This is a genomic window from Paenibacillus sp. FSL R7-277, from assembly GCF_000517965.1.
Taxonomy (GTDB): domain Bacteria; phylum Bacillota; class Bacilli; order Paenibacillales; family Paenibacillaceae; genus Paenibacillus_AQ; species Paenibacillus_AQ silagei.
This window is the reverse complement of sequence record NZ_ASPX01000069.1, coordinates 383,722-409,088: the sequence shown is the minus strand read 5'-3', so window position 1 is coordinate 409,088 and position 25,367 is coordinate 383,722. Positions and strand designations below refer to the sequence as shown.

Below are 25,367 nucleotides of genomic sequence, written 5' to 3'. Positions count from 1 at the left end.
GGAGAAACCGAATAACGTCGTCTTTTAAATACGTTTTTTTACTTTTTCTAAGAAAGGCTAGTTTTTCAGTGGCCTCGCGCTCTTCAGCAGGTGTTTTTTATATCACTCATCATCACCTACAGCGCCTTTCATCGCCTCCTGCTCACGGAAGGCCGAAGGGGTCAGCCCGTACTTTTTCTTGAACAGGGTGGAGAAGTAAGTGATGTTGTAGATCCCGACCGCTTCACTGATCTTAGCCGCCGTGTCCGAAGTTCCAGCAAGCAGCTCCTTCGCTTTGTCCAGCCGGGTGTTGTTCAGGTATTCACTGAAGGATTGCCCAGTGGCTGCTTTGAACAGCTTACCCAGATAGCTGGGAGAGAGGCCCGCGATTTTGGACACCAGATCAAGGGAGATGTTGGGCTCGGCATAATGCTCATGGACATAATTCTGCACCTTTTCAATGAGACTATTATGCTTCTTGGCATTCATCCAGTGATTCTTGTCTTCAATTAATTTGCAGATGGTGGAGCAATAGCGGCCAAACAGGTTACGGATCTCCGTCAGATCCTCAGCGCCTTCAATTTCGGTTACCGCCTGCAGATAGTCATTGAAATTAGAATCCGGCACATGCTGCAAATAGTCAAAAGCTTTAAGCAACGACAGCATAAGCTGCGTGCTGAAGGTGATGATCTGATGCACAGATCCGCCGGATATAGTATCGATAAATTCTTCGATGGCGCTAGCAATAAGCTCCGGCTTGCCCTGCTGCACGGCTTCAATCAGCTTCTTCTCGCAGCTACTTGGATAGCTTAAGGCCGTTAACACATGGTGCCGTGTCGCTGCTGCGTCCAGAATCGCTTCCTTCCCATAGATTAAGCGGTATTTCACATACTGCTGGGCTGATGTATACGAGGACGGAATATTCCCCTTGCCAAAGGAGATATCTCCTACACCTATCGATACAGTCACCTTGAAGTAACGGTTCAGGAAGCTTTGAATATTGCGCAAGGCAGGCTTAAGCTCCTCCGGGAGCTGATTTTTCGTATATTGAAGGATGGCGGCAGCCTCGTTTCCTCCCATAATAAGAACATCGCAGGGGCCGATATGCTCCAACAGTTCTTTGGCGATATTCCCAAGTGCGAAGCGCAGCAAAGACTGCTGTTTCCCCTCTGCCCTCTCCCCTGCAGGCTCAAGCTCATTAATCTTGAATACCAGCACGCCGAAGAACGGTCCCGCAACCTCCTCGCCAATCTCCTTAATCATTTCGCTTGAGACCGAGTCCTCCAGGGATTGACCGCGCAGCAAGGCATGAAGATAATGCTCACGGACCGTCCGGGAGGAATGGCTGATGACGAACTGCATCGATTTCTCACGTTCATGATAGGATTGGAACACCTCGGTCACCATCTTGTATTCATCAATCAGCGCCAGGCCGGATGCGGGTTTGACTGGGCTCGGCATGACCTTCTCCAGCAGCGCCGATAAGGGCTTATTCATATTCGAGGTCAACAGGATAGAGATCAACAGACCTGCAAGTACAATACCGGCTGTGACCAGCAGCGTAATCCCCCGGAGCTGGTCAATGTCAGTGATGAGCTCAGAATACGGTGAAACGCTTACAAAATACCAGTCCAGTTCCTCTGATTTCACATAAGTGACCAAATTCATTTCGTTTGCGATCGTTGTGGTGAAGCTGTTCTCCGGTTGGTTCTCTATTAATATGGTCCGTACATACTCCTCCCCGGATAAGTCATCCAGGAACAGATTCGAATCGGTATGAGACAGCACTTTACCTTCATTATTGATCACGAAGACATTATTGGCCGCGCCCGCTTTACCGATCTTGCGGATCGTCGTCAGAATCGACTGCTCCTCCACATTGATATAGATCAGCGGACTGCCTCCGGTCTGGTATGCGAAATTCGGATACAGCAAGAAGGTCAGGAACTGTAACGGCCTGCCGTTATTCCGGCCCGCAACCTTCAGGCTGCGCGGATTGAACTCCATGTACTGCTTCGCACTGAGCGCGGTGAGCGATGCGTCGAACGGAAGCCCGGCTGTATCGATGGTCGTGCCTGTAGAAGGCCGGTGGATTCCGATACTGTGGATGTACGGGTTCAGATTGGCAATCTGTTCGATCTGCTGATGAATATGATAATTGCTCACCTTATTCTCCGCCGTCTCATCCAGAAAGGACAGGATCTCCGGTTGAATCAGCAGTGTATTTCCGATTGTCATGACTTGGTTATAGACGACATCCGAAGCATATGTGATCTGGGATAACATGGCCCGGGAATTGCGTTCGATCTCCTTAATGGCGCTTCGGGAGAACAGGGAGAAGAGTACACTGGACAGCAGACTAACAGTTAGCAGAACGAGCAGGAAATATGAAATGGTGAGTTTTTGAAAGGCCTTGTATCGAACAAGCCGCTTGATGGTTGCCCGCATGCTGTATTCCTCCCCTGCTGCTCGGTATCATTTCTAAATATAGTACATTTCCGGCTGAAACGGTACTGAATCAGGCGAAAATGAAAGCCATTCCGTTTTTTTGAAAGCCTTGTGTGCTAATTTGAAAGCGTTTGCTATCTTTTAAAATAGACTCTTACTGCGGCTATGGCTAAGCTGAAAACAAGGCAACAGTCATCTACAACAAACAAATAGGGGGGAACAGGAATTGAAGAAAAAACGGCGTCCAGGGCTCAGCATACTGTCAGACATCCGCAGGAATGGCACATCCTATTTGTTGGTTTTGCCGGCCATGGCTTACACCTTTATTTTCGGCTATATGACCTATCCTTATATGGTTATTGCTTTCCAGCGCTTCAATTATACAAAAGGAATTTTCCATAGCGAATGGGTCGGCTTCAAAAACTTTGAGTTTTTCTTCCGCTCCAATAAAGCGCTTACAGTTACCTTTAATACCATTTACCTTAATTTACTGTTTATTGTTTTCGGTACGCTGATGGCGCTGGCCATTGCACTGGTGCTGAACGAGCTGCGCAAGAAGCTGTTTGTGAAGATCAGCCAGTCGCTGATGTTATTCCCCAATTTCATCTCATGGATCGTCATCAGTTATGTGCTGTATGCGCTTTTCTCGATGGATATGGGTGTGATCAATAGAATCCTGAACCAATTCGGAATGACCTCCGTGAACTGGTATACCGAAGCCCAGTCCTGGCCTGCGATTCTAACCATCATGCATGTGTGGAAGGGGGCCGGCATGAGCGCGATCATCTACCTGGCGACCATTACCGGCATTGACGAGACGTTGTATGAAGCAGCCGAGATTGACGGGGCGAACCGCCTGCAGATGTGTTTTCGGATTACGCTTCCGCTAATGATGCCAACAGTTATTATTCTGACGATGCTCTCGGTCGGCAAAATTATGTACGGCGATTTCGGGATGATCTATGCGCTCATCGGGGACAACGGCACCCTGTATTCGACTACGGATATTATTGATACGTATGTGTTCCGCTCCTTGCGCCAGATCGGCGACCCTTCTGAAGCCATGGCCGTGGGACTGTTCCAGTCGGTTATCGGATTTATCCTTGTCTTTGGTACCAATGCCGTTACCCGCAAGTACTTCAAAGATGGCGCGTTGTATTAAATCCGGGAAGGAGGAGTATTCATGAAAAGAATTTCAATCAGCAGAACGGTCATGTACACGCTGACAGCGGTCTATTCGGCGCTGTGCCTGCTTCCGATGCTGCTTGTGCTGATGATCTCCATCACGGATGAGGATGCCATTCTTAAGAACGGCTACAGCCTGTTTCCGGAGAAATTCTCTCTGTATGCCTATAAGCTGATCTTTACAAGCGGCTCCCAGGTCATTCAGAGCTACGGCATTTCGATTTTTGTCACTCTCGTCGGTACCACGCTGGCCCTGCTGATTACTTCTATGGCAGGCTATACCCTGGCGAACAAAAATGTGAGGCACCGCAATCTGCTCGCCCTTTACTTTTTTATCACCATGATTTTCTCAGCCGGCATTGTGCCCTGGTATCTGATGAACCGGGCGCTCGGATTAACCGATAATATTCTCGCCCTGATAATCCCGTCACTCCTGTTCAGCCCGTTCAATCTCTTCCTGGTGCGCAATTTCATGAACGGCATTCCTGACTCGCTGCGGGAATCAGCCACCATCGACGGAGCCAGTGATATTGTCATTGCCTTCAAGATTTATCTTCCGTTATGCAAACCGGTACTGGCGACGATTGCCCTCTTCTATGGACTGGATTATTGGAACAACTGGTGGAATGCGATCATGCTGATTGACACGAAAAACCTGTACCCGCTGCAATTCATGCTTCTGCAGATGCAATCGGAGATCAGTATGCTGAACGATATGGCCATGCTGGCCGGAACAAGTGACGTTACGCTTCCTTCGGAGTCGGTCAAGATGGCGACAGCCATCGTAACCATCGGGCCGATCGTCTTCCTCTATCCTTACTTACAGAAGTACTTCGTGAAAGGGCTCGTGATCGGTTCGGTGAAAGGCTGATGTCATCCCTTAGGGGTTAACATATAGAAGACAACATAAGAGGAGGTCCGTATTATTCATGAGAAAATCCTATGCAACCCTGTTAGCCGTGGTGCTTGCCCTGTCCACCCTGGTTGGGTGCGGCAAGGCCGATAATGCCAGCCCTGGCGCAAATGGAGAAAGCAATGCTTCATCCCCGAATGCAGAGAAGACTAATTCTTCTGAGGTCGTCAAGATCAAATACGTGGTTCCCGGCACCGAGCCCAAGGATTACCAAAAGGTGTTCCAGAAGGTCAATGAGAAGCTGGCTGCTGACGGTGTCGGCGTTGCCGTAGAGAAAATCTTCATCCCCTGGGATGCTTGGGACCAGAAGCTGAACCTGATGCTATCCACCGGGGAAGAGTTCGATCTGTTTCATGTCATGCAGGACCGCACTCCTTTTTCCAACTACTACACCCGCGGTGCACTGGCAGATATCTCTGAAGAGATTGAGAAGTACGGAGCCAACCTGAAAAAGAATATTCCGGAGGATATCTTCAACGGGGCGACCATCGGCGGGAAATATTATATCGTGCCCTCCTATTGGGTTGAAATGGCTAGCGAGGGCCAATTCAATATCCGCCGCGACATTCTCCGCGAGAACCATTTGCAGGAGCCGGCAACTCCGGCTGAGCTGATCAGCGCCTGGGAGACAGTGATGAAGAACTGGAAGGGAAAGAACAAGCCTTACTTAGGCACCCGGGCCGATTTTGACCCGATCAATCTGCATACCTCCATCCTGCACCGGACCTATGACACCTTCCCGTTCACCGTTAAGGATAAGTTCTTCTATGTCAACCAGAACGGAGAGGTCAAATCCTGGATTGAAACCGACGAATTCAAGAAGGATGCCGCCTTCATGCACGAGCTGTACACCAAGGGAATTACGAACCCTGACATCCTGGTCATGAAGCAGGAACAGGTAGATGCCCAGCTCGACAGCGGGGAGTGGTTCGTACGCCTGGGAACGGGCGGAAGCTTGAACGGACTCCAGAAATACAACCCGGATGCTACAGTGGACGATATCGGCGTAGTGTGGTTTAACCCGGAGAAAGAGTATCTGCGCCCTCTCTCCTTCAAGAACGGAAATGCCGTACCAGCGAACAGCAAGCACCCGGAGGCTGCCGTGAAATTTATGGATTGGATGCTGGCCAGCCAGGATAACTACGACCTGGTTCAGTATGGCATCGAGGGTGAGCACTACACCAAAGATGGCGACAAGGGCCTGAAGCCGATCAGAGACCCGAACAACAATAATAATCCAAGATACAGAGGCTCCGATTCACAGAACGGCAATGTGAACTTTATGCGCTTTGACCCGGAGAGCAGTATTCCTGAGAATAACAAGGTCTTATTCGAGCCTAATCCGAATGCGGTCAATAGTATCGCCGCCAACTTTATTTTTGACCCGACGAATGTAAGAACCGAATATACCAATATCCTCTCGGAAGCTTCAGCCAGCATCACTCCAATCTATATGGGGGTGCTGGACTATGACAAGGCCTTCCCGGAAGCGCTGGATAAAATGAAGAAGGCAGGTCTGGACAAAGTCGTTGCCGAATACCAAAAGCAGTTCAAGGAATATCAAGCCTCTCAGCAATAAAACGAGCTGCTATATAAATTGAACTAATGTTTTTTGTGTTTCGGAATTAGCTGTGACTCCAGAGAAGTTTTGGACTTCCGGCCGCTGTTGTCTCCAGATTTCATGATTTTATACCGTTTGTAACGGTTGAAATCCGGAGACAAAGGCGGACGCTACCGCTCCTCCAGTTCCAAAATTCCCCTCCGCCACTTTTCCTTTAACTTAAATTTTTAGTTCAATCTATATAGAATAAAGGAGTGAAAAAATTTTGAGCCTGCATCAGCAAAAAAGAGAATTTGAAGCAACAAAAACCATTTATGACAGCGCAACCTTGATATTTAAAAACGTGGACGGATTCGATGTCTATAATATTTCGATCCCTTTTGAACGGGATGGCAAGCGCTACTTGTTCGGCCGGGTGGAACGCCGGGAGGAATGGGCCCGCTCATGGGTCCGTCTGTTCGAGGAAACCGGTCAGGATGAGTGGACCCTGGTGGAGAACAGCATGATCTATACGCTGGAGGACCCCTATATCACTGAAATAGGTGATGAACTCGTACTGGGCGGAACGCATGTGCAATATGAAAGAGGCAAATACAGCACGTATTTCGGTTATTTTTACCGGGGGACGGATCTCCACGACTTGTACTACTTTACCACTGGTCCTAACAAAATGAAGGATATTCGCCTTGTCGCTCTGGCGGACGGCAGAATTGGCGTCTTCTCGCGTCCGCGGGGCCATGAGGTGAAGGGCCAATATGGCAGCGAATCGATGATCGGCTTCACGGTGATTGACAAGCTGGAGGATTTGACTGCTGATGTCATTGAGAACGCCCCTTATATTCATGGTATCTTCGGAGCAGGCGAATGGGGAGGCGTCAATCAGGCTTACCTGCTGAGCAGCGGCAAGATCGGAATCATCGGCCATATTTGTTATTCGCACAAGGATGAGAACGGGCAGGAAATCAAGGTCTATCTGAACATGTCCTTCATCTTCGATCCTGTGACCCGGGAATCCCATGACCTGCATCTGATCGGAAGCCGCTCCTGCTACCCGCCCGGACCGGCCAAGGCACCGTATTTGACGGACTGCGTCTTCTCTTCGGGGATCGTGATGCGGGGGGACGGCAAGGCCGATCTGTACAGCGGCGTTGGCGACTGCCAGGCCGGACGCATTACGATCGACTATCCGTTCGCACCCTACGGAAGCATTGTCTAAATAGATTGAACTAAAAATTCAAGTTAAAGAAAAAGCAGTTCAACACTCAAGGAGGATTATTCAACGATGAATGATAACAATACACCCGTCATAGGAGCTTTGGCATCCAGTCCCTTCATCCGCCGTCATCCGGCCAACCCTGTGCTGGATGCAGCGCGGGTCCCTTACCCCACCGCACTTGTGTTCAACGCAGGAGTGGTGAAGTTTGGCGGCCGGTATGTGATGGTATTCCGCAATGACTACGGCTCCCTTGAGAAGCAGACCCTGGAGCCGTCTCACACAACGGATCTCGGTATCGCTTTCAGTGAAGACGGAATTCACTGGACGGCCGGGCCGAAGCCGGTGTTCAAGCTGAACGACGAAGAGTATGTGCGCGGATATGATCCGCGGCTGACAGTGATCGGCGGCCGTTGCTACATGTGCTTCGCTGTAGATACGCGGCATGGGATCCGGGGCGGGATCGCAGTCACGGATGATTTTGAATCCTTTGAAATCTTGAGCCTGTCCACGCCGGACCTGCGGAATATGGTCCTATTCCCGGAGAAGATCAACGGCAACTACGTGCGGCTGGAACGGCCGTTCACCGTATACAGCCGCGGAGGCAGGGACCGGTTCGACACCTGGATCGCGGAGTCGCCGGATCTCATCTATTGGGGACGTTCCGATCTGTTGCTGGCGGTGGAGCAGGTCCCATTCGCCAATGACAAGATCGGCCCGGCAGCACCGCCCGTGAAGACAGACAAGGGCTGGCTGACCACCTTCCATGCGGTGGATCTTGATCCCGCCAGAGGCAAGAACGGCTGGGAGCCGTCCTGGAAGAAGCGGTATACAGCAGGCATTATGCTGCTTGACCTCCATAATCCGAAGAAAATCCTCGGGATGAGCGCCTCTCCGCTGCTCGCCCCTGAAGCCCCCTACGAAATCGACGGAGGCTTCCGCAATGACGTCATCTTCCCCGGCGGCATGATTCTGGAGGACGATGGCGAAGTCAAAATCTATTACGGTGCTGCTGACACTGTGGAATGTTTGGCGACCGCGCATGTCGATGATCTGATCAGGGTTTGTTTAGGGCAGTAAGACTGGCATCCTAACTAACAGAAGCGGGTATCATCCTTGAATGAGGATGATACCCGGTTTTTCAAACTATGCTTCAACCGCTTGCGGTAACGTTCTTTCATACTCCTTATATAACACATAACGCTGGACACCTCTCGAAGCCTCCACCGCTTCCCTGGCATACTTGACCGCGAGCTCGTTGTTGCCCGCTTTGCGTTCAATTTCCGCAAGCACTGCTGATCTCATCCATGCCTTTCGGATGGACTTCAAATGTTCCCGCGCCTGTGCACTATTCCCTTCCTCCAGCAAAAGAGCCGCTTCATAGTACGCCCGGTAATCCGGATAGCGGATATACGGCACGGCTTCCTGAATAGCAGCCATATCTTTTCGGTACCATCCGTAAGCCGCCTTATACGTTGCCTGTACCGCTACCCTTTTATGCTTGCTCATCAGCTGCTCCATAACCGTTCCCGCTTCATCCTCAAGCCGGTTCGCAAGAACATACTGAATATACAGCGCAGGATTGTTTGTCTGGTTGCGCAAAAAAGACTCCACGCGGTCCACACGCTTGTCCAAAACTGCCGGATAATAGAATTGGATTGTAAAAACAATGAGAGTAGCCACCACAGCGCCCACTACGATCAGGATTGGTGAATAGTCATTGAATAATGTGAATAAGACAAACACGAACAGCATGAAATAAACCGTAATGCTCCATCGATAGCGTTTCATTCTAAATCTCCTTTGAGTGTCATCCTATACAAGCAAAAATTCCATTTAAAATATTGTAGCACATTCCATAATCTATCAGCATAAAAGTAGGCTTATGAAAAAACTAACCAGGATAACTACCATATACATAACATATAACGTTATATAAAACACCTTTATATTATTTTTCATGCACTTTTTAATAAATATAGTACTCTCCCTTTGTTAAAATCTCTAAAAATACTTTAATTTCATATTATTCATTGACTGAATTAATATACAATGTTATATTTCTTAACACAATTAATAATATACATAGAGGAAAGGGAGATTGCCTACATGAGTAAGTTAAAACGTCTGCGTAGAACGAAGAGGCAAGTTATAGCTACTTCCATTGCGTTATCTGTTATTGCTTCAGGAGTCATTCCGTTTCAAACGGCCGATGCTTTAACGAGGGTTACTTCATCTAGTGGCACCGTATGGGAGATTCACGATGCTTTTGCACCCAGCTTGGACACAGGGAGCTTGCGTACCGTCGGTACTACACAAGTGCAGGGATTCGGTAATATCTTTGTTAAAGTATCTTCACCTTCAGCTTCCCTGATGAATGGACAAATGATGCGCGGGTTCGACCTCAAGTACGATGGCGTTAATAGATTCACTTCGTCTCAATCTGTCAATCTCGGAAATGTCACCGTCACCCGTGATGTGTATGTGGACACTATCAATAATAGAACTAGATTCTTTGATACTTTTACCAATAAGAATGATATGGCTGTAAAGGTTGATGTATCCTTCGGCGGCTCCTTAGGCTATGGCACAGCGGCCAACGCTTCAGTCGTCAAGGCAACCTACTCCAATGATCTGGAGGTGACTACAGACGATTCATGGATTGTGGTCGACAGCAGCGCCAGAAACAATAAACCTCTAGGTGTTGCGGTCGGGTCTCCACATCCATTTAATAATGGATTAACCGCTCTAGGGAATCAACAGCAGAATCCATTCACCACACCTCTGGCCAAGTCCGGTAATGAGGCGAATTTCTATGGCTTCATTAATACCTTGAACCTTGAACCGGGCCAGTCGAAATCCCTGGTGAATTTTGTACAAGTTGGAGAAGCTGGTGAAGCCGGGCTGAACAATCTGGTTGCCACGCTTAATGGACTTAATCAGCAGCTGGATGTATCCGGCTTAACCCCTGCACAGATCCGCTCCATCAGCAACTGGGATATCTCAGGCATAGAGGGACTTAATACTGGAGATACCCTGTTCGTTCCAGAGGCTCCTGCAGCGCAAAGCTTCATCACTTCCTCCCCTTACGATGTTGTGAATAAATCCATTGCACAGATGCAGCAGGATCTGATTAGCGGTACAACGACTTCTGTACAAATTACTCAAGCGTATCTGGATCGAATCAAGGCATACGATATGGGGCAACTCGGCTTCCATGCCTTCCTGCATGTATCCGAAACTGCGCTGGCTCAGGCCAAAGCGGCTGACGAAGCCCGTGCACAAGGCGCCAAGGGCGATCTGCTGGGAATTCCGATTGCGATCAAAGACATCTATGACACCAAGGACATGCCTACAACAGGCGGCAGTAAAGCACTTGAAGGGTGGCGCCCTGAATCGGATGCCTTCCAGGTGAATAAGCTGCGGGAAGCCGGCGCGGTCATTATTGGTAAAGTGAATACTTCGGAGTTCGCGAACAGCGGAAGCTTTAGTGAAAGCGGCTGGATGCAGACATGGAACGCACTCTATCCTTCCAAAACCTCTTTCGGCTCCAGCGGAGGATCGGCAGTATCGGTTGCAGCTGATTTCGCAGCGGCAGCTATGGGATCGCAGACCGGGGTATCTCTCTATGCACCGACAACAGGCGCCAGTCTAAAGAGCTTCCGTGGTACAGACGGCATGGCGAGTACGACAGGTGTGCTGCCGCTCACTTGGGGACAGGATTATGCGGGGCCCATCGCCAAAACCGTAACGGACCTGGCTATTATGCTGAATGCTACAACGGGTACGGACCCGCAGGATATTTTCACCGTAACTGCTGATGCAGATCATAAACGTCCGGAGAACTGGAAGGAGTCGCTGGATGCCGGCGCACTGAAAGGAAAGAAAATCGGATACATCCCCGAATCCTTTGTCTCCAGCTACGCAGATGATGATACCGGAGTGGCAGTAAAGAATAAGTTCTCTGAGCTGCAAGCTGCGGGAGCGGAAATGGTTGAAATGTCAAAAATGCCAGCAGCCCCTACCCGTCCTCAAGGCATTAACGGATCTACGGAAGGCTGGGCGCGCTATATCGAGCTTCATAAGGCCTTCCCTTACGCGGATGGAGCAAGTGTACTCGCTTCAGATAAGGTGCTTATCTATAATCAGAGAGGATATACTGCACCTACGCGGATGACGGAACAGGCTGTACAGGATTACATCAAGTATAGAACGGACTATAAAGAAGTGATCAAAGGCTGGATGGACGAGAATGGCGTGGATGCCATTGTCTATGCAGGCTTCATCAGTGACGTGTATAACAATGACGCATCAGCCTCTCAGTTAAGCTCTGACCGCAACACGGGAGTATTAACGTCTAATGTCGGCCTCCCTACCGTAGTGGTTCCTGTAGGAACGAACGACAGCGGTTATTCGATCTCGATGCAGCTTGTAGGCAGAGCATGGGACGATGCCAAAGTTCTGGGTATGGGCTATGCGCTTGAGCAGCAAAGTCAAGCCAGACTGCTTACCGCTTTTGCTCCAGCACTCCCATATGTTCCAACCCCTACTGATCCTGATCCAGTAGACAATGAACCAAGCAATCCAAGTCCTGGAGGAGGTACCGGAACTCCACCGGTAACAGCAACGCCTTCGCCTACACCAACACCGGCTCCTACAGCAACACCAGCACCAGCAGAAACAACAGCACCAACACCTGCGCCGGAAGTGGTCAGCTTCACAGATACACTGAATCATTGGGCAAAAGCAAGCATTGACCTGCTAATCTCCAAAGGATTGCTGACGGGTTATGAAGATGGAACCTTCCGTCCGAATGCAGGCTTGACCCGTGCCGAAGCCATCAAGGTCATTACAACGCACATGGGGCTTGACGGACAAGCAAGCAGCTTCACCGATGTATCTGGAGCACATTGGGCAAACAAGCACATCGGCGCAGCCGCCAGTGCCGGCCTGATGAACGGTTATAGCGACGGCACCTTCCGCCCTAATGCTAAGATTAGCCGCAGTGAATTAGCAACCCTAATCACCAGAGCCTTCAAGCTGACGGGTACCGGAACCACCTCATTCAAGGATGTTAATAAAGAGGCTTGGTATTATAACTCCATTGATGCACTCGCATCCAATAAAATTATTACCGGATACGAAGACAGTACCTTTAAGCCTGCTAAAGACATTACCCGGGCAGAGTTCGCTACTATGGTGGCGAGGTTGTTGGAGAGTGGGAAGTAAGGGAAGTTAAAAGTGTAAAGGAAAGAGGCTGTCCCAAAAGTAAATATTCTTATAGGTGGAAACAAAACCTATAGCTTCTTCAAAGCGTAACAGGTAAAAAAAGGAGCGATTCTCCGTTATTGGAGGACCGCTCCTTTGCTTTTCTGGTCGTTCGCTGCTTGCTTCAGCAGGTTGTGGGTGAGCGAAAGTAAGCTGAGCTCCAGCGTCACTTTTTCCATGCCCGTGATGCAGAAAGAGCGGGAAGCCCTGGTTATTCTATATTTGAAAATATAGTACGTCCAGCTACATATCTCCAGAGGTCTTCGGATTCGTTTTACGTTTAGTTCTCGATTTTTCCGACATCGGCTTTCCAGACATTGCTCTTTTCTTTGTGATAGGTGCTGAATAGTTGTTCTCGCTTACAATTCAACAGATGCGCAGTTGGAGGCCTTCCTAGTGAGTCATAAACAAGCGCGTCCTATACCTATTCCAAAGACGCAGTAAATACATCTTATTATACAAGTCGATACGCTGGTGGATCACTGCTGCTTTTAGTCTGATGCAATATAATTTTATTTTTTGGGAAACATAGCGATAATTAACAAGGCCAAAAAAGAAGTAAATAAGCCTACAAAAAAAGCAGGCACCTTCAAAAAACCCCTTTTTGCAGCCATATTACTGGCAACTAACCCCATCATTATGTTTATCAAAAATAAAAGAAGATACGGCAGTATTAAAGCCCTAGACATAATCTAACCACCTTTCTTTGTAATATAAAAGTAGATATAAAAGGTTATTAATAATTTTTTTTTTTATGACTCTTAAAATTGTCAAACTCGAAAAGATTCTCATAGGAAAATAAATTCATTAATTCATGCCTAACTTCCAATGCACTGTATGTGGGATTGCTATCGAAGATATTAGCAGCAAAACCTGCTGCAATTGCGGCAGAAAATGATGTCCCACTTGCTAAAAAGAAATTATGAGAAACATTAATTCTTGTAGTTGGTGCGACAATATTAACTCCTAGCATGTAAATGTCAGGTTTTAGACTCTCGTTTATAACCACTTTATAGTTAGAGTTATCGGCAATACTATATCTAATACCACTGGATTTTTTTTCGAATTTCAAACTACCAACTGCTAAAACATCAGTTAATCTGCCTGGGTATGTAAGTTTGTGATTTCCAGCAGAAGTTATTACCAGCACGTTATCATTTACAATCTCTGTTATTTTACTATTTAGAGGGTCTTCTAATTTCCCATCAGTTAAATATCCTGAAGACAAACAAACTATATTAATATTAAATTTATCTCTATTTTTAGAAACCCAATCAAAAGCCTTTAAAAGCGTATATATATCTGTTTTTCCGTTTTCATCCATAGCTTTTAATATAATTAAATTTGCATGTGGTGAAACGCCATAATACTTGTAGTCTTTATCAATCAATTCTCCTGCCATTATTCCACTCACTGCAGTACCATGCCCATTATCATCATATAAATTCTCCCTATTGTTAACGAAATCCTTGAAAAATGTCACATTTGATTCTTGAAATTTTGAGGCTCCCGTATCTATAACAACTATATTTACGGATTTTGTTTTTTCGTTTTTATTATTCGTTTTCATTTTTGTTAATTCTGTTGTACTAAATATTGCATCGTTAGGCATAAAACCACTTTGCAATAATTCCAAGTTAGAATTAACTTTATTATTGAAATTCAGATGCCATCCTACAAACAAAAGTATAAAAAACATAGTCAAGATTAATATAATGGATTTGGGTTTAGAGGTTAAATACTTCAATCATTCCACACTCCAAATAGGTTCTTGTTCTCTAAATCAACTTATTAAAAGTAATTATCCACCTTTCTGCAAACTGACTTCCAGCCAATAAATATGTTTCCATTTAATATCAATTGTCTTTTATTTAAGTTTTTCAGCCACTCTCTGTAATCAGTGAAAACATAGTGGGTCCTATACAAGCCGCATGCTTTAGAGTATTCCTTTCTTTAAAATCTAATTAAATAGTATAAAAGGAGACTTATTATAAGCCCCCTTTTAACTATACTCTACGGAATGGTCGATGAATTAGTTTTTAGTATTACCAGTTATAAAACTTCACATAAGTACGTGGTTTATATATAGTTGAGCCACTTGTCAAGTAAATATCTCCTCCGTCTTGATATATAATCGAGGAGAGGGAATTAACTCCAAGTGTCCCACTTACCATAAGATCGTCGTGTTTTGCACCAACTGTACCACTGCTGTTATATCTTTCAGATATCCAGCCTTTTGTTGAGCTTGAATATGTTATATTTAAAGAAGGTGGCCAAGATATAGTTCCCCCTATCCCATATTTATTAACGGTGACTTGTTGTACCAGTTTCAAATAATCAAAATTACTTCCAAACCATCCTGCCGAACTCCCTCCCCAAGCTCTAGCATTCCAACTATTAAAAGGATAATTCCAAGAAGCATCAGTGTTTGCCCATGTGTACGCCACAGCGTTATTCGTGTCATAGCCTGTTGAATTCCCGTAGTAGACCCCTTCACTATGCCCTCTATCTACATCGGTTTGCACATTTACATCCCCAAGGATAGTATTAATATATTTCATTGCTATTTTTGATGTTTCCGGGTCCATTTTTTCATTAAATGTATATACTTTATTACCACCATCCTCGTATTCAATAAGTTCAAAATCCCTATTAAACTTCTTATCGATGTTTACTTTTTGTGAAGAAATAAATTCCTTTTCAACTACTTTTTCTTGATCATTAATATCATTGGCAAATGCACTTACTTGGAAAACCGACATTAATAATAGCACTGTTACTGACACCTTAAACAACTTTTTCATTGTAACGTCTCCTTTAATTTTTTTATATACCATTCCATAGGTATCTTTGATATAACCAGATTCCGTAATACGTTGACTCAAACGATGCGAAACTTTCGGCCTCTGATTTCATTCTGAATACACCTTCACCTATATGATAAAAATACAAGAAATTCTTTAAACCTTCTTTCGTTGTAACGTCAATAGTAAGATTAAAATCTTCATAAAATTTTAAAATAGAAAATACCTCTTTTATTGACGAATCGTTTTTCAAATCTAGTACATTTCTTAAATGTCTATCTAATTGATTGATAGTTTGTTCCTTTCTAATAAAACTGTCTTCCTTTAGAAAATCTGCTATATAAAACTGATATATTGTATTATTAATTTGCATATTTTCATTTTCTTTGGTTAGTAGTGTCTTTAATCTCTCCTTGTTAAACTCAGAAATGGAAATATCGTATTTCTTAATTGATTTAAGTAACATCATTAAAACATCCATATTACAAGGAGTGCTTTTTCCTGTCTGAATACAATTACTTAAATAATTTTCAAATACCACTACAACATCATTTTTGAAATTTCTTCCGACTTCCACTAAGTTATTTTCACTTAACATATCTAGGTAATAAGGGTTTGTATTGTTACGTGAATAATTATCTACAAGGAATTGTTTTATTTGCTTGCTGTATTTCTCCCTGTTTATCATTGTCAAAATATTAAATGAGTAATATGTATCTATAAAGTTAGTGTTAATTTTACCTGGGGTAACATAGTATCCATTAGCTAATCGAAATCTATTAAGAATTTTAACTATATTACTTTTCCGAGGGACATTGATACTGTATGAATTAAGCATTTTTACAGCAATATATGTGGCTAACGAATCAGACTCTTGATTATTACTAAAAGCAAATCCACCGTCATCGTTTTGCAATGATAGTAAATACTCAGAATATACCGAAAGAAATTCCCCATAAATATTATTGTAAAGTTCGCTAAATGTCTCAATTATTTGAATATCAATACCTTCATTATTTTCCAAAGTATCATTAATCTTCTTTTGTAATTCTTCTAATATTTCACTGTTTTTTATATATTTTGTTACATCTACTTTGACTAATTTTGCAATATCACTCAGTAGTTTTATATTTGAAGCTTTAATGAATAAATCCTCGTCGGTTTTAACCTTTTTATTATTCTCCAACTCTAAACATTTATAGATCCACTCTTTAATTTTGTAATTATTAATATCCTCATTAACCTTCGACATAATCCTTAACCCCATATAAGTTGATAAATAGTTATTTTCTTGTTTAAATTCACTATCAAAATTAAAAGTATTGTCCTTATCTTGATAGTTTAAGATTTCTTTTTTTATTCTTCTTGTTTGTTTACTATCAAATTTCAATTTATTATGGAAAATCTCAACGTAGTAATAAATATCACTTAAATCTTTAAAATACAATTTATTAGTATCAATAAGTGGTAGGTTATCGTTCCCCGTTGAATACCCAAGATAGTTCAAAGTTTCTAGAGAATGAAATGTACCATAATAATCGACCCCACTCGCTCGAAGCTCATCTATTAAAAAACCAACACCTTTATTTTCTTCATTGTACAAATCTATTTTTTCAGTTATTTTTTTAAAATCATTAGTGTTTATTGGTTGCATCTGCATTTGGAGGCTGTTATCACATGCTGATAATAATATAAAAACAATAATTAATATCATTTTGACTAAGTAGTTATTGATTTTGAAACTTTTCATAAGACACCCCTCTTTTATTAAGCGTTTACATTCTGACGCTAATAAACGACCCTTATTATAGTAAATGCAAAGAACTGGGTTTCAAAAAAACAATATTAACTATTTTACATCCAATATATTCTATTTTTTTGATATTACACCCTTATTATTACACATTATATATATATGTCAATATGTTTATCTAATATCCCAAAAATGGAACCTTGTTATTCTAATTAAATCTTAAAGTCTAGTATGGAGTAATTAGTAGCTGAGAAGCCTACCTCTCACATCCCCAAATGTACATTTGAGACACGAAAGTTAAACCGCTTTAGGGCAATTTACGTAGACGCTTGTTTTGCGCAGGACCTTCCTTATCCGTTCCGATCGGATCGTGGAGGGATACGTCTTTGCGAGTTTTTTCCGGGGATCTTAAATGCATCAGGATTTCATTCTCAATACAACGGGCGGCAAAATTAGACAGCTTAGTTCCTTTGTTCGGGCGGTATCTCTCGATGGCTTTGATCAGTCCAATAGTTCCGATGGAGATCAGGTCTTCCATGTCTTCGCCGGTGTTGTCGAATTTCTTGAGGTTGTGGACACGTTACGATGTCAAAAAAATAAACCAATCAAGATCGTTTCCGATTCGAATTGGTTATTTTTAAGTTTTGAATTTAATCTCTAATTGTTTGTACAATGTAATTTATATTTGCTCTCATTCACGCTTTAGAATCAACCCCGTCACCTTACTCCAAGGTACGGTAGGGTCATGTTGCACAATATAGGCTTTGGAAAAGCGGTCCAGGTAAGAGTTCTCATGTGACTTCGGAGATAGGATAATTAATTTGCGCTTTAGCTCGCTCGCATAGAGATCAAATACTTTTAACTTCCGCTGCTCATCTAACGCACTATCGAATTCATCCATCACAATAAACCCCGGTGCCGTTTGCAGATTCTGTAACAAAGCGAGTGCAAACAGTAGTGAACTAAGCGACTCCTCCCCGCCAGAGACACCCTTACCAACTCTTCCTCCCCGTGCCTTCACACTGACATCCTCTAACGTTCCCCGGTGCCCTTCCTTACGGGCTCTTATGAATAAATGGAACAGCACCCGTCCCTTGCGATCCTCTTGCTGCTTCCAATCAATCTGCCCCTCGAACTGAAAACCGCTCATGTAGTTCTTGAATCGCTGCTGAATTTCAAGCACTCTCATATTAATGGTTGTCTCCAATTGATCCCTGAGCGTCTCAGCCCGTTCTTGATTCTCTTCATACAATAAGCTTGTCCGCTTATACTCATCCTGCAGCCGGTGAACCTCTTCTTCAATGACTTTGTAATTCTCAGGTGCAGCAGGGTCTAGACCCGATTCATACCTGGCATTATCAAATGTAACCTTCCCGGACTCATATTCTTGACGGAGCTTGGTAAACGACTGCGTTTTTTTCACATTACTAAGTTCTGGTGCAGGCTCGTTAACCAGCTCATCATAAATAAATGGTGCTGTTCCTTTGAAATTCTCAATTTCTTCGATGGCCGTAAGCAGATTTATTTGTGATGTCTCAAGCGCCTCATGGGTATCTTTTAATTGGATATTCATTTGCTGCAACGTACGCGTTACCTGTTCAACATCGTCTTGATTCTTGGCAAAATTCCGGTTTTGTCGGCGTTCATTACCCTCTATACGATCAAGCTGTTCTTCAAGAGTGTCAGATTGCTGCTTTATCATATCCTGTTGCGCGGCTAAGCTCTGGCGGTGCTTTGTCTTCTGCTGCAACGTCTCATACTGTTCCTTCTGCTGTCCCAAGCGCACATAAAAATCCGCTTCCTGCTGCAAAATTTCCTGTGTATGCTCCAGCTTGACCTGTTTCTCGAGGATTTTTTTGTGCACAACCTTTATTTCCTGAAGCTGCTGCTTCTGCTCGTCAAGACGTAGCACTTCAAGTGCATATTTCGCAGCCCGTCCTTCACGTTCATGCTTCTTGGTGAGGAAAGCTTCGGATTCACGAACAGCTTGAATAATCGCATGCAATTCCTGCATAGTCTGTGTATCACTCTTAATGGAGTCCTCGATATCCGCAAGCACTGTATTTAATTGGCTAATGTTCTTCTGAATTTCCTCTTTACGTTTCTGCAGAGCCTTCTGGCTTAGGATATAGTTCTTCTTCTCCTGTGGCCCGCGAATCCCCCTCGGATCAATCAGCAGACTGTTCTCTACACGTATTTCTCCTGCCTGATAGAATTGCTCTACCCACCATAGAGCTTTAACTGCATGCGGGAATACATCATCACTGATGCCTTTTTTCACATGAATCTGAAGCTCCTGAATGTCAGTAACCGATCGATCCGGCACAATACTTCGCAGAGGAACATGATACAAATCATTCGGAGCCTGTACATGCATACCATCAAAAAATACTGTATATTTAATAGCTTCGAATTGCTCCTCTGCTGCGGGCCGGGCGGACTCGTCTAATTCAACCAGCTCATTTAAGGTATAAGCACGCACCCCATTCGCTTTAAATAGCGCAAGTGACTCCCTCTGGCGGTCCGACCATAATTGATTATGCTCAAGCTGAAATCCCTCTTCCGTTAATGCCTGAAGCAGCTTCGCCTTCTTATCTCGTTCATGCTTAAAGTCTCGAATTCTTTGCTCTAATGCTGCAATATTCTTATCCACATCATAACTGCTGTGATATTGCCATAACCGTCCCTGGTGTTCATACTCCAGTGCCTTATCCTGCTGAATCTGCGCATGCAGAATATAGCTTGAATTCATTAATTGCGCTATCATACCCTCGGATTCCTGGATGTCTGCATCAGCCTTCGCCAAGTCACGATTCCGTTCTTGAAGCTGTAAAGTGATTGCCTCGAGCTGCGCCTGTACCTCTTCTTCAGTGCGCGTAATTCCAGACTTTTCTTGATTCAGCTCCTTCAGCTGGTGGTTCAATTCATTAATAACGTTCGTGGTTTCATTTATTTCATTATTAACAAGAGATAGCTTCTCCTGTAATAAAGTGATTTCCTCGTTAATCTGCTCTTTTTCCGCTTGGACCTGCGTTAGCTCATAAGTAATCCGCTCGGCTTGCTCCTGTAATAGGTCAAGGTTGTCTTTCGTTGCTTCCTGGTCCACGAGCAATTGGTCTTGCTTGGCTAATAAATGCTGTTGTTCCTGCTTATAAAAGGTTTCTAATTTCAGCAGTGCTCCAGCGTACATCCGGCCTCCTTGTACAAGACGCTTGCGATTATCCTCATACCGTTCCAGCGCTGCCTTAGCAATTCCCAGCCATTGCTTTTTATTGGAAACGTTAATGTCAGCTGTTCTTAGACTCTCCTGCACTTCCTTCAACTTCTCCATACTTTCTTCCCAGTTGTGCTGTACCTGATTAATGCCATGCATTTCAGCAAAAATACGAAACCGCTCCTGCGGGTCCATGACCGCGAATTGATTAACCTCCTGCTGATACCAAATCAGGTAGAACAGGTCGGGATCAATTTTGTATTTGTACTGGAGGTCCTTCTTGTACGTAGTGAAATTGTATTGCCGGTCACCTGAAGTATACTTAATAGTCTCATCCCATTGCTCCGGATCATCCCCCGATTGAATGATAAATTCCTTCTTGGCCGGCTGTCCAGGTTCCTGCACAATATAAATCGAGAATTCGATAAAGGCAGGGGCATCCATGCGCACGCTTCCCTCATTCTTAAACAATAGCCGAATGTGAGCTTTCCACGTATCATCCGGAAGGAGATTGCGGGATTTCAGACCCTCTAAGTCTACCTTGGAAGAATACAAAACAACCCCCATGCAGTACGTTATGGTAGATTTCCCTGCTCCATTCGGGCCGGTGATCAAGATATGTGATTCTTGTCCTGACAAGTCCATCATCGTTGGCTGATAATCCCGAATGCCAGTAAACCACATTTTCCAAGGTATCATTATGCTTCGTCAGTTCCTTCCTGATACAGATTATATCGTTTGAAAAACTTCAGAACTTCCTCTTTGTTTAATTGATTGGATTGACTGAATTCAACCGTACGCCGCAGAAAGGAATCCGAGAACATATTAGCCCCAATTCCAGTGATGGTATACGCCTTCTCATTTGAATTGGTATCATATTCTTCGAGTGCCCCGATTTTTTTCAATTGGTCAATATTTAGAATCAAACGCTGATTTGCCTTCGTCGTCTCATGTCCAAGAGCATTTAACAATTGATCGAATAGCGTGAACTCATGCTGCAACACTTCTTGCTGATAAAAGATAAACAAGAGAATGGCCAGACTTTCTTTGGACAATGTACTGCGTGCGGATCGGGCAGGAACCCGCATCATCACGATCACCTGATCTCTTTTCACATCATAGATTACTTTAAAATACCGGCTTACCGCCTGATTAACCCGCATTAAAAATGAATTGAACTGCTCATCATCATTAGATATCTTTAACTGCTTCTCTACCTCGCGCCGGGATAAGCCGAAATTGCCCACACGTATTGTTGCAGAGGATGAGAATAAAAGATTCATGAACACGATCTCTTCCGCCTCGGTTAGCATGCCTTTGATTGCCTGCATGACATTAAGCGGATTTACATTTAATTCATCCGTCAAGCTCATCGTCACTCCTCTTCTGCCTGTTCATTGAAGCTTTGTTATGCTTAACGACTTGATTAATATCCTTCGGATTCATCCAGTCCCATTCCTTGTCATATCGGGGGGCTTCGGATTCTGATTCCGCTGCCGCTTCCTCCATTGTCAGCTTCTTGCTGCCTACTAACGCAGATAACGCCGTAAGTGCGTTAATCGCATCGCCCCACTCCGCAGATGTTGCTTCAATGATTACCGTCTCTAGCGGAGCTTGCTCCACTTCCTGCATGAATCCTTCAATGGCGTCCGTCTCAATCATAGATTTCGTCAGCAACCACGCTGAATCTCCCATCATATCCTCTAATTGTGTAATATCAATCTCCTCATGGATATATTGGGTCTCCTGGATATCTTCCTGCATTCGATCCACTAGCGGCTCATAGTCCTCAAGATAATGAATAGCTTCACTAATAGCTGCACCGGACAGCGGCGCGGCGAATTTAACAGGCATCCACAGACCATCCATGGACTCCCCCTCGTATTCATTCTGCTCCATAAAGCTCATAATCTGATGAGCATTAGGAATGTCCGATTCTGGAGGCGGGTCATACATTTGAGTAATGAACATCCGAACTTTTTCGGGATTAATCGAGGACAAGAGCATCGTTTGCTTCATCATCGTAAATTTGAGATATTTATTAATCATCCCCATGCTCAGATTCGTGCCATCGGCAAGCGCAGATGTTCCTGCCTGCATTAAATCACTGAGCACCAGACTGTCCTCTAATGTATGAAACTTACGGAGACGCTCTGTCAGCTTCATCTCCAGCTCCTGCATCAACTGATGGATAATCTCTAACTGAGGCAGTGCATTACGGTCCGCCAGCATTTCTAATTCACGTTCCTTCATCAATTGTATAGCATTTTCCACGTTGCGAATCATACTGGCAATTTTGTTACCGCCGGAAATGCCATGATCATCATAGGCTTCGCTAAGCTCGGCATCCCGTCTGGCCTGGAATAACGATCGACCAATATCATCATGCATATAATAGGCTAAAGAATCATTAGCAAGCCGTATGAGCGTATCCATCATCCGCTTCCCTACATCACGCATTTTTAGCTGCCTGGTTTGTTTGGATATCCAGTTATACTTCACCAGGACATTTACAATCTGTTCAACCTTTTTCTTGCTTGGCGGGTCAAGGTCCTCATAGCGGTTCCGGTAACGAAAATACAGGGTATCTACGTTCTCAATCGGTTCATCCAGCCCCAGGGCCTCCTCATTGAGCAGTTGAATAATACGTAAGAACCGTAAAATTTCGATAGGCGTCTGCAGAAAGTTCTGGGAGCCCAGATCATTCAATACCCCTGACAACAGAGCAATATCCCTTAAGGCCTGGTGCATTTCCGGCCCGGATTCGTCAGTCTGAAAAATTGAAATTAATGGTTGATCCAGCTTCTCCAATCCTCTGCCTCCCCTAACACAATCTCTTGTTCCAACTTCATATACTGTAGCAAATCCTCCATGCGCTTTTGATACTCCGGCCAACTGGTTAGTATGGAGTGATCAGGGCAGATCCATTTATGCCGCACATCATGTCCACTAAGCGACTGGTACATTTCTCGTGCAATTTGCAGCCCCGCCTCATCATAATCACTCCACAAGATCACTTGACCGATTGAGCTACTATTCATTAATTGCCTGATAAAATACCGGTGCAAACTCCGGATATGGCCGTCTACACATACAATTATAGAATTAGTCTCTTGCAGGAAATGGGGTTCTGCTGACATCCGCGTCAAAACAGCCCGATTCTCGACTAACCATAGCGTAGTTGCTGCGGTTGAATACTCGTCTTGGGAAACGGAAATATTTGTTAAGGCATGGACAGGACCTGCCTGGAAATTTGACCATTTCCCTTCAATCGTACCCGCGAAATAGATGGGTGTAATCTGCCCTCCGCTTATCATTCCTAAGGCTTCCGCTGGCTGACCGCTTAGCGTCTCCAGCATGTTAAGAAACTCTATTTTAGACAGATCAAATGCCTTAGAGCCTCCAATACCCGGGTAATACCGCGCGCCAATTTCTTTCCAGTCAAATATCTCTTTGGTACAAGAAATCATGCCAAAAGCCAGTAAAAAGTGTAATGAATGAATTCTCTTAGATACGCTCCAATTCGCAGGGAAAACAGCCAGATCCTTCAGAGTAGTAATACTCCACGCTAAACTCTCCGTTAAGAATACTGTCAAACCCTTTAACTGAAGCATCCGTTCGCCCGGTACACACATTATTTCTTCCATTCTCCGGGCAGCTTCTGACTGATAAAACGTAAATTGATCTATTATATCCCTTTCTGTGTCTTTTTGCTTATTTATCAGTTGAACATATAATAAATACCCCATACGGTAATATATCCGGTCTACCGATTTCCCGTCTTGCTTGAACCGGACCTCCTTCACAATCCATCCCTTACTCAGCCAGTCAAAAGTTTGTTGATTGTCATCTAATAAGGCACGCTTCCCCACTGTCCAGCGTAACAGCTGCTGCTCCGGAGGTTCTTCAGCACTTAAGCCATCCTGCCATGCAAGGGTAATGATCCCTACTCTTCGTAGCGTACGGGCAGTCCTTTTTACAATATCTATATCAACAAGAGAATCATCACTTATTACTGTTGGCATCTCCAGTTGCTCATCTTTTTTCAAATAATTTCGGCTTATAAACGAAAGGATATCATCTGAAGTATTCACTTTTGCCTCCTACCCTAAGCTCTTTAATTACATATTCAAGCTGCTTAGATAAGTATAGCGGAAAGTAGAATACTCTACGATGATACCCAAAATTTGTTCATGATATAGAAACATAAATAGCCTGTAGGAATGAGACGTTATTCTCTCATCTCTACAGGCTATTATCCTCAGCGGAAGCTTCTATGTCGTCCGCTAGTAAGGTTATAGAAAATCCACACTAATAAATAATATTAGCTCGGGCAATCTGTCCAAGATGATAAGCGCTAGGTTTAGGAGTGCGCTCCTGTGTCTGCCGGTCTACTTCAATTAACCCGAAACGCTTGGAGAATCCAAGCTGCCATTCAAAATTATCAAGTAGTGACCAATGCAAATACCCCTTAACTGGAATCCCGTCAGCAATACATGCAGCCACACCCTTTAAAGCCCGATCAATAAAAGCAACACGGCGTGTATCATCATCCGTAGCAACACCATTCTCCGTTACGATAATCGGCTTGTTCAGATGCTTCGAAGCACAACGAATAACATTCTCTAGAGCTTCGGGATAGAATTCGTAACCCATCTGGGTACGCTCTCTATCAGCAGGTACAGGGATGAGACCATCCGGTCCGTAGATCTCACGTGAATAGTTCTGTAAGGCCAGGAAATCATCGTCCTCCATATAAGGAAGGAATTGTAGAAATTCCTCATGTAATTCATGAGCAGCCTGTTCTTCTCCACCAGGGACGGACTGAAAATCAAAGAGCGACATGCTTAATCCGATTTTAGTGTTCGGACTAACCTGCCGGATAGCCGCCCTTGCCTCCACATGCGATTGGAAGATGATGTGCAGGCCTTTTTCGGAACGTGGTGACAGGAAGGTATGCACCTCCATGGGTGGTATACCAAATGCTTTGGACAATTCAGCATAGTAGTCCCGCATTTGTTCTTGAAAA

The 25,367-nt window shown here is 44.5% G+C and carries 16 protein-coding genes and 1 pseudogene; 6 read left to right on the top strand and 11 right to left on the bottom strand.

The genetic code is table 11. The features are described from left to right. Nucleotides 1-102: 102 nt before the first annotated feature. The gene (locus tag C173_RS20760) at nt 103-2,427 is read right to left on the bottom strand and encodes a helix-turn-helix domain-containing protein (protein ID WP_036727882.1); all 2,325 of its coding nucleotides are present in this window, start codon (nt 2,425-2,427) and stop codon (nt 103-105) included. 226 nt (nt 2,428-2,653) lie between these two features. On the opposite strand from C173_RS20760, the gene C173_RS20755 reads away from it, so the two are divergent. From C173_RS20755 to C173_RS20735, 5 genes are all read left to right on the top strand, one after another. Then, nucleotides 2,654-3,589 carry an ABC transporter permease gene (locus C173_RS20755; protein WP_036727880.1) on the top strand — a complete coding sequence of 312 codons (936 nt, stop codon included), beginning with the start codon at nt 2,654-2,656 and terminating at the stop codon, nt 3,587-3,589. A 21-nt stretch (nt 3,590-3,610) separates the two neighbouring features. Further along, nucleotides 3,611-4,483, top strand: coding sequence for a carbohydrate ABC transporter permease (locus C173_RS20750; protein ID WP_051478228.1), 873 nt, complete (start codon nt 3,611-3,613; stop codon nt 4,481-4,483). 58 nt (nt 4,484-4,541) lie between these two features. After that, complete coding sequence (locus tag C173_RS20745) at nt 4,542-6,104, top strand: extracellular solute-binding protein (RefSeq protein WP_051478227.1); 1,563 nt, start codon at nt 4,542-4,544, stop codon at nt 6,102-6,104. Nucleotides 6,105-6,351: 247 nt separating this feature from the next. After that, complete coding sequence (locus C173_RS20740) at nt 6,352-7,302, top strand: MTP-1 family protein (protein WP_036727878.1); 951 nt, start codon at nt 6,352-6,354, stop codon at nt 7,300-7,302. 66 nt (nt 7,303-7,368) lie between these two features. Continuing rightward, a complete protein-coding gene (locus tag C173_RS20735; protein WP_036727876.1) occupies nt 7,369-8,379 on the top strand; it encodes a glycoside hydrolase family 130 protein in 1,011 nt (336 codons plus the stop codon). Between the two features lie 66 nt (nt 8,380-8,445). On the opposite strand, the gene C173_RS20730 is transcribed toward C173_RS20735, so the two are convergent. Continuing rightward, nucleotides 8,446-9,090: a hypothetical protein gene (locus C173_RS20730; protein WP_036727874.1), complete on the bottom strand. Its 645-nt coding sequence runs from the start codon at nt 9,088-9,090 to the stop codon at nt 8,446-8,448. A gap of 318 nt (nt 9,091-9,408) precedes the next feature. On the opposite strand from C173_RS20730, the gene C173_RS20725 reads away from it, so the two are divergent. Beyond that, entirely contained in the window at nt 9,409-12,528 is a 3,120-nt protein-coding gene (locus C173_RS20725) for an amidase family protein (RefSeq protein ID WP_081751268.1), read from the top strand. 775 nt (nt 12,529-13,303) lie between these two features. Here the strand turns inward: C173_RS20725 and C173_RS20720 are convergent. From C173_RS20720 to C173_RS35690, 9 genes and pseudogenes are all read right to left on the bottom strand, one after another. Continuing rightward, nucleotides 13,304-14,203, bottom strand: a complete 900-nt coding sequence (locus C173_RS20720; protein WP_235191968.1) for a S8 family serine peptidase — start codon at nt 14,201-14,203, stop codon at nt 13,304-13,306. Nucleotides 14,204-14,612: 409 nt separating this feature from the next. Next, nucleotides 14,613-15,371: a hypothetical protein gene (locus C173_RS20715; protein ID WP_036727871.1), complete on the bottom strand. Its 759-nt coding sequence runs from the start codon at nt 15,369-15,371 to the stop codon at nt 14,613-14,615. A 22-nt stretch (nt 15,372-15,393) separates the two neighbouring features. After that, the gene (locus C173_RS20710) at nt 15,394-17,121 is read right to left on the bottom strand and encodes a prenyltransferase/squalene oxidase repeat-containing protein (protein WP_036727869.1); all 1,728 of its coding nucleotides are present in this window, start codon (nt 17,119-17,121) and stop codon (nt 15,394-15,396) included. A gap of 346 nt (nt 17,122-17,467) precedes the next feature. After that, nucleotides 17,468-17,698 (bottom strand): annotated as a pseudogene (locus C173_RS33795) (sigma factor); the annotation flags it as partial. Between the two features lie 117 nt (nt 17,699-17,815). Continuing rightward, a complete protein-coding gene (locus C173_RS20700; RefSeq protein ID WP_036727866.1) occupies nt 17,816-21,037 on the bottom strand; it encodes an AAA family ATPase in 3,222 nt (1,073 codons plus the stop codon). Further along, nucleotides 21,037-21,669, bottom strand: coding sequence for a hypothetical protein (locus C173_RS20695; RefSeq protein ID WP_235191972.1), 633 nt, complete (start codon nt 21,667-21,669; stop codon nt 21,037-21,039). Before C173_RS20695 ends, C173_RS20700 begins: the two co-directional genes overlap by 1 nt. 25 nt (nt 21,670-21,694) lie before the next feature. Continuing rightward, nucleotides 21,695-23,149, bottom strand: a complete 1,455-nt coding sequence (locus C173_RS20690; protein WP_036727863.1) for a hypothetical protein — start codon at nt 23,147-23,149, stop codon at nt 21,695-21,697. Then, nucleotides 23,125-24,432, bottom strand: a complete 1,308-nt coding sequence (locus tag C173_RS20685) for a DUF2399 domain-containing protein (protein ID WP_051478224.1) — start codon at nt 24,430-24,432, stop codon at nt 23,125-23,127. Before C173_RS20685 ends, C173_RS20690 begins: the two co-directional genes overlap by 25 nt. 217 nt (nt 24,433-24,649) lie before the next feature. Then, nucleotides 24,650-25,354 carry a family 1 glycosylhydrolase gene (locus C173_RS35690; protein ID WP_442792661.1) on the bottom strand — a complete coding sequence of 235 codons (705 nt, stop codon included), beginning with the start codon at nt 25,352-25,354 and terminating at the stop codon, nt 24,650-24,652. Between the last annotated feature and the right edge of the window lie 13 nt (nt 25,355-25,367).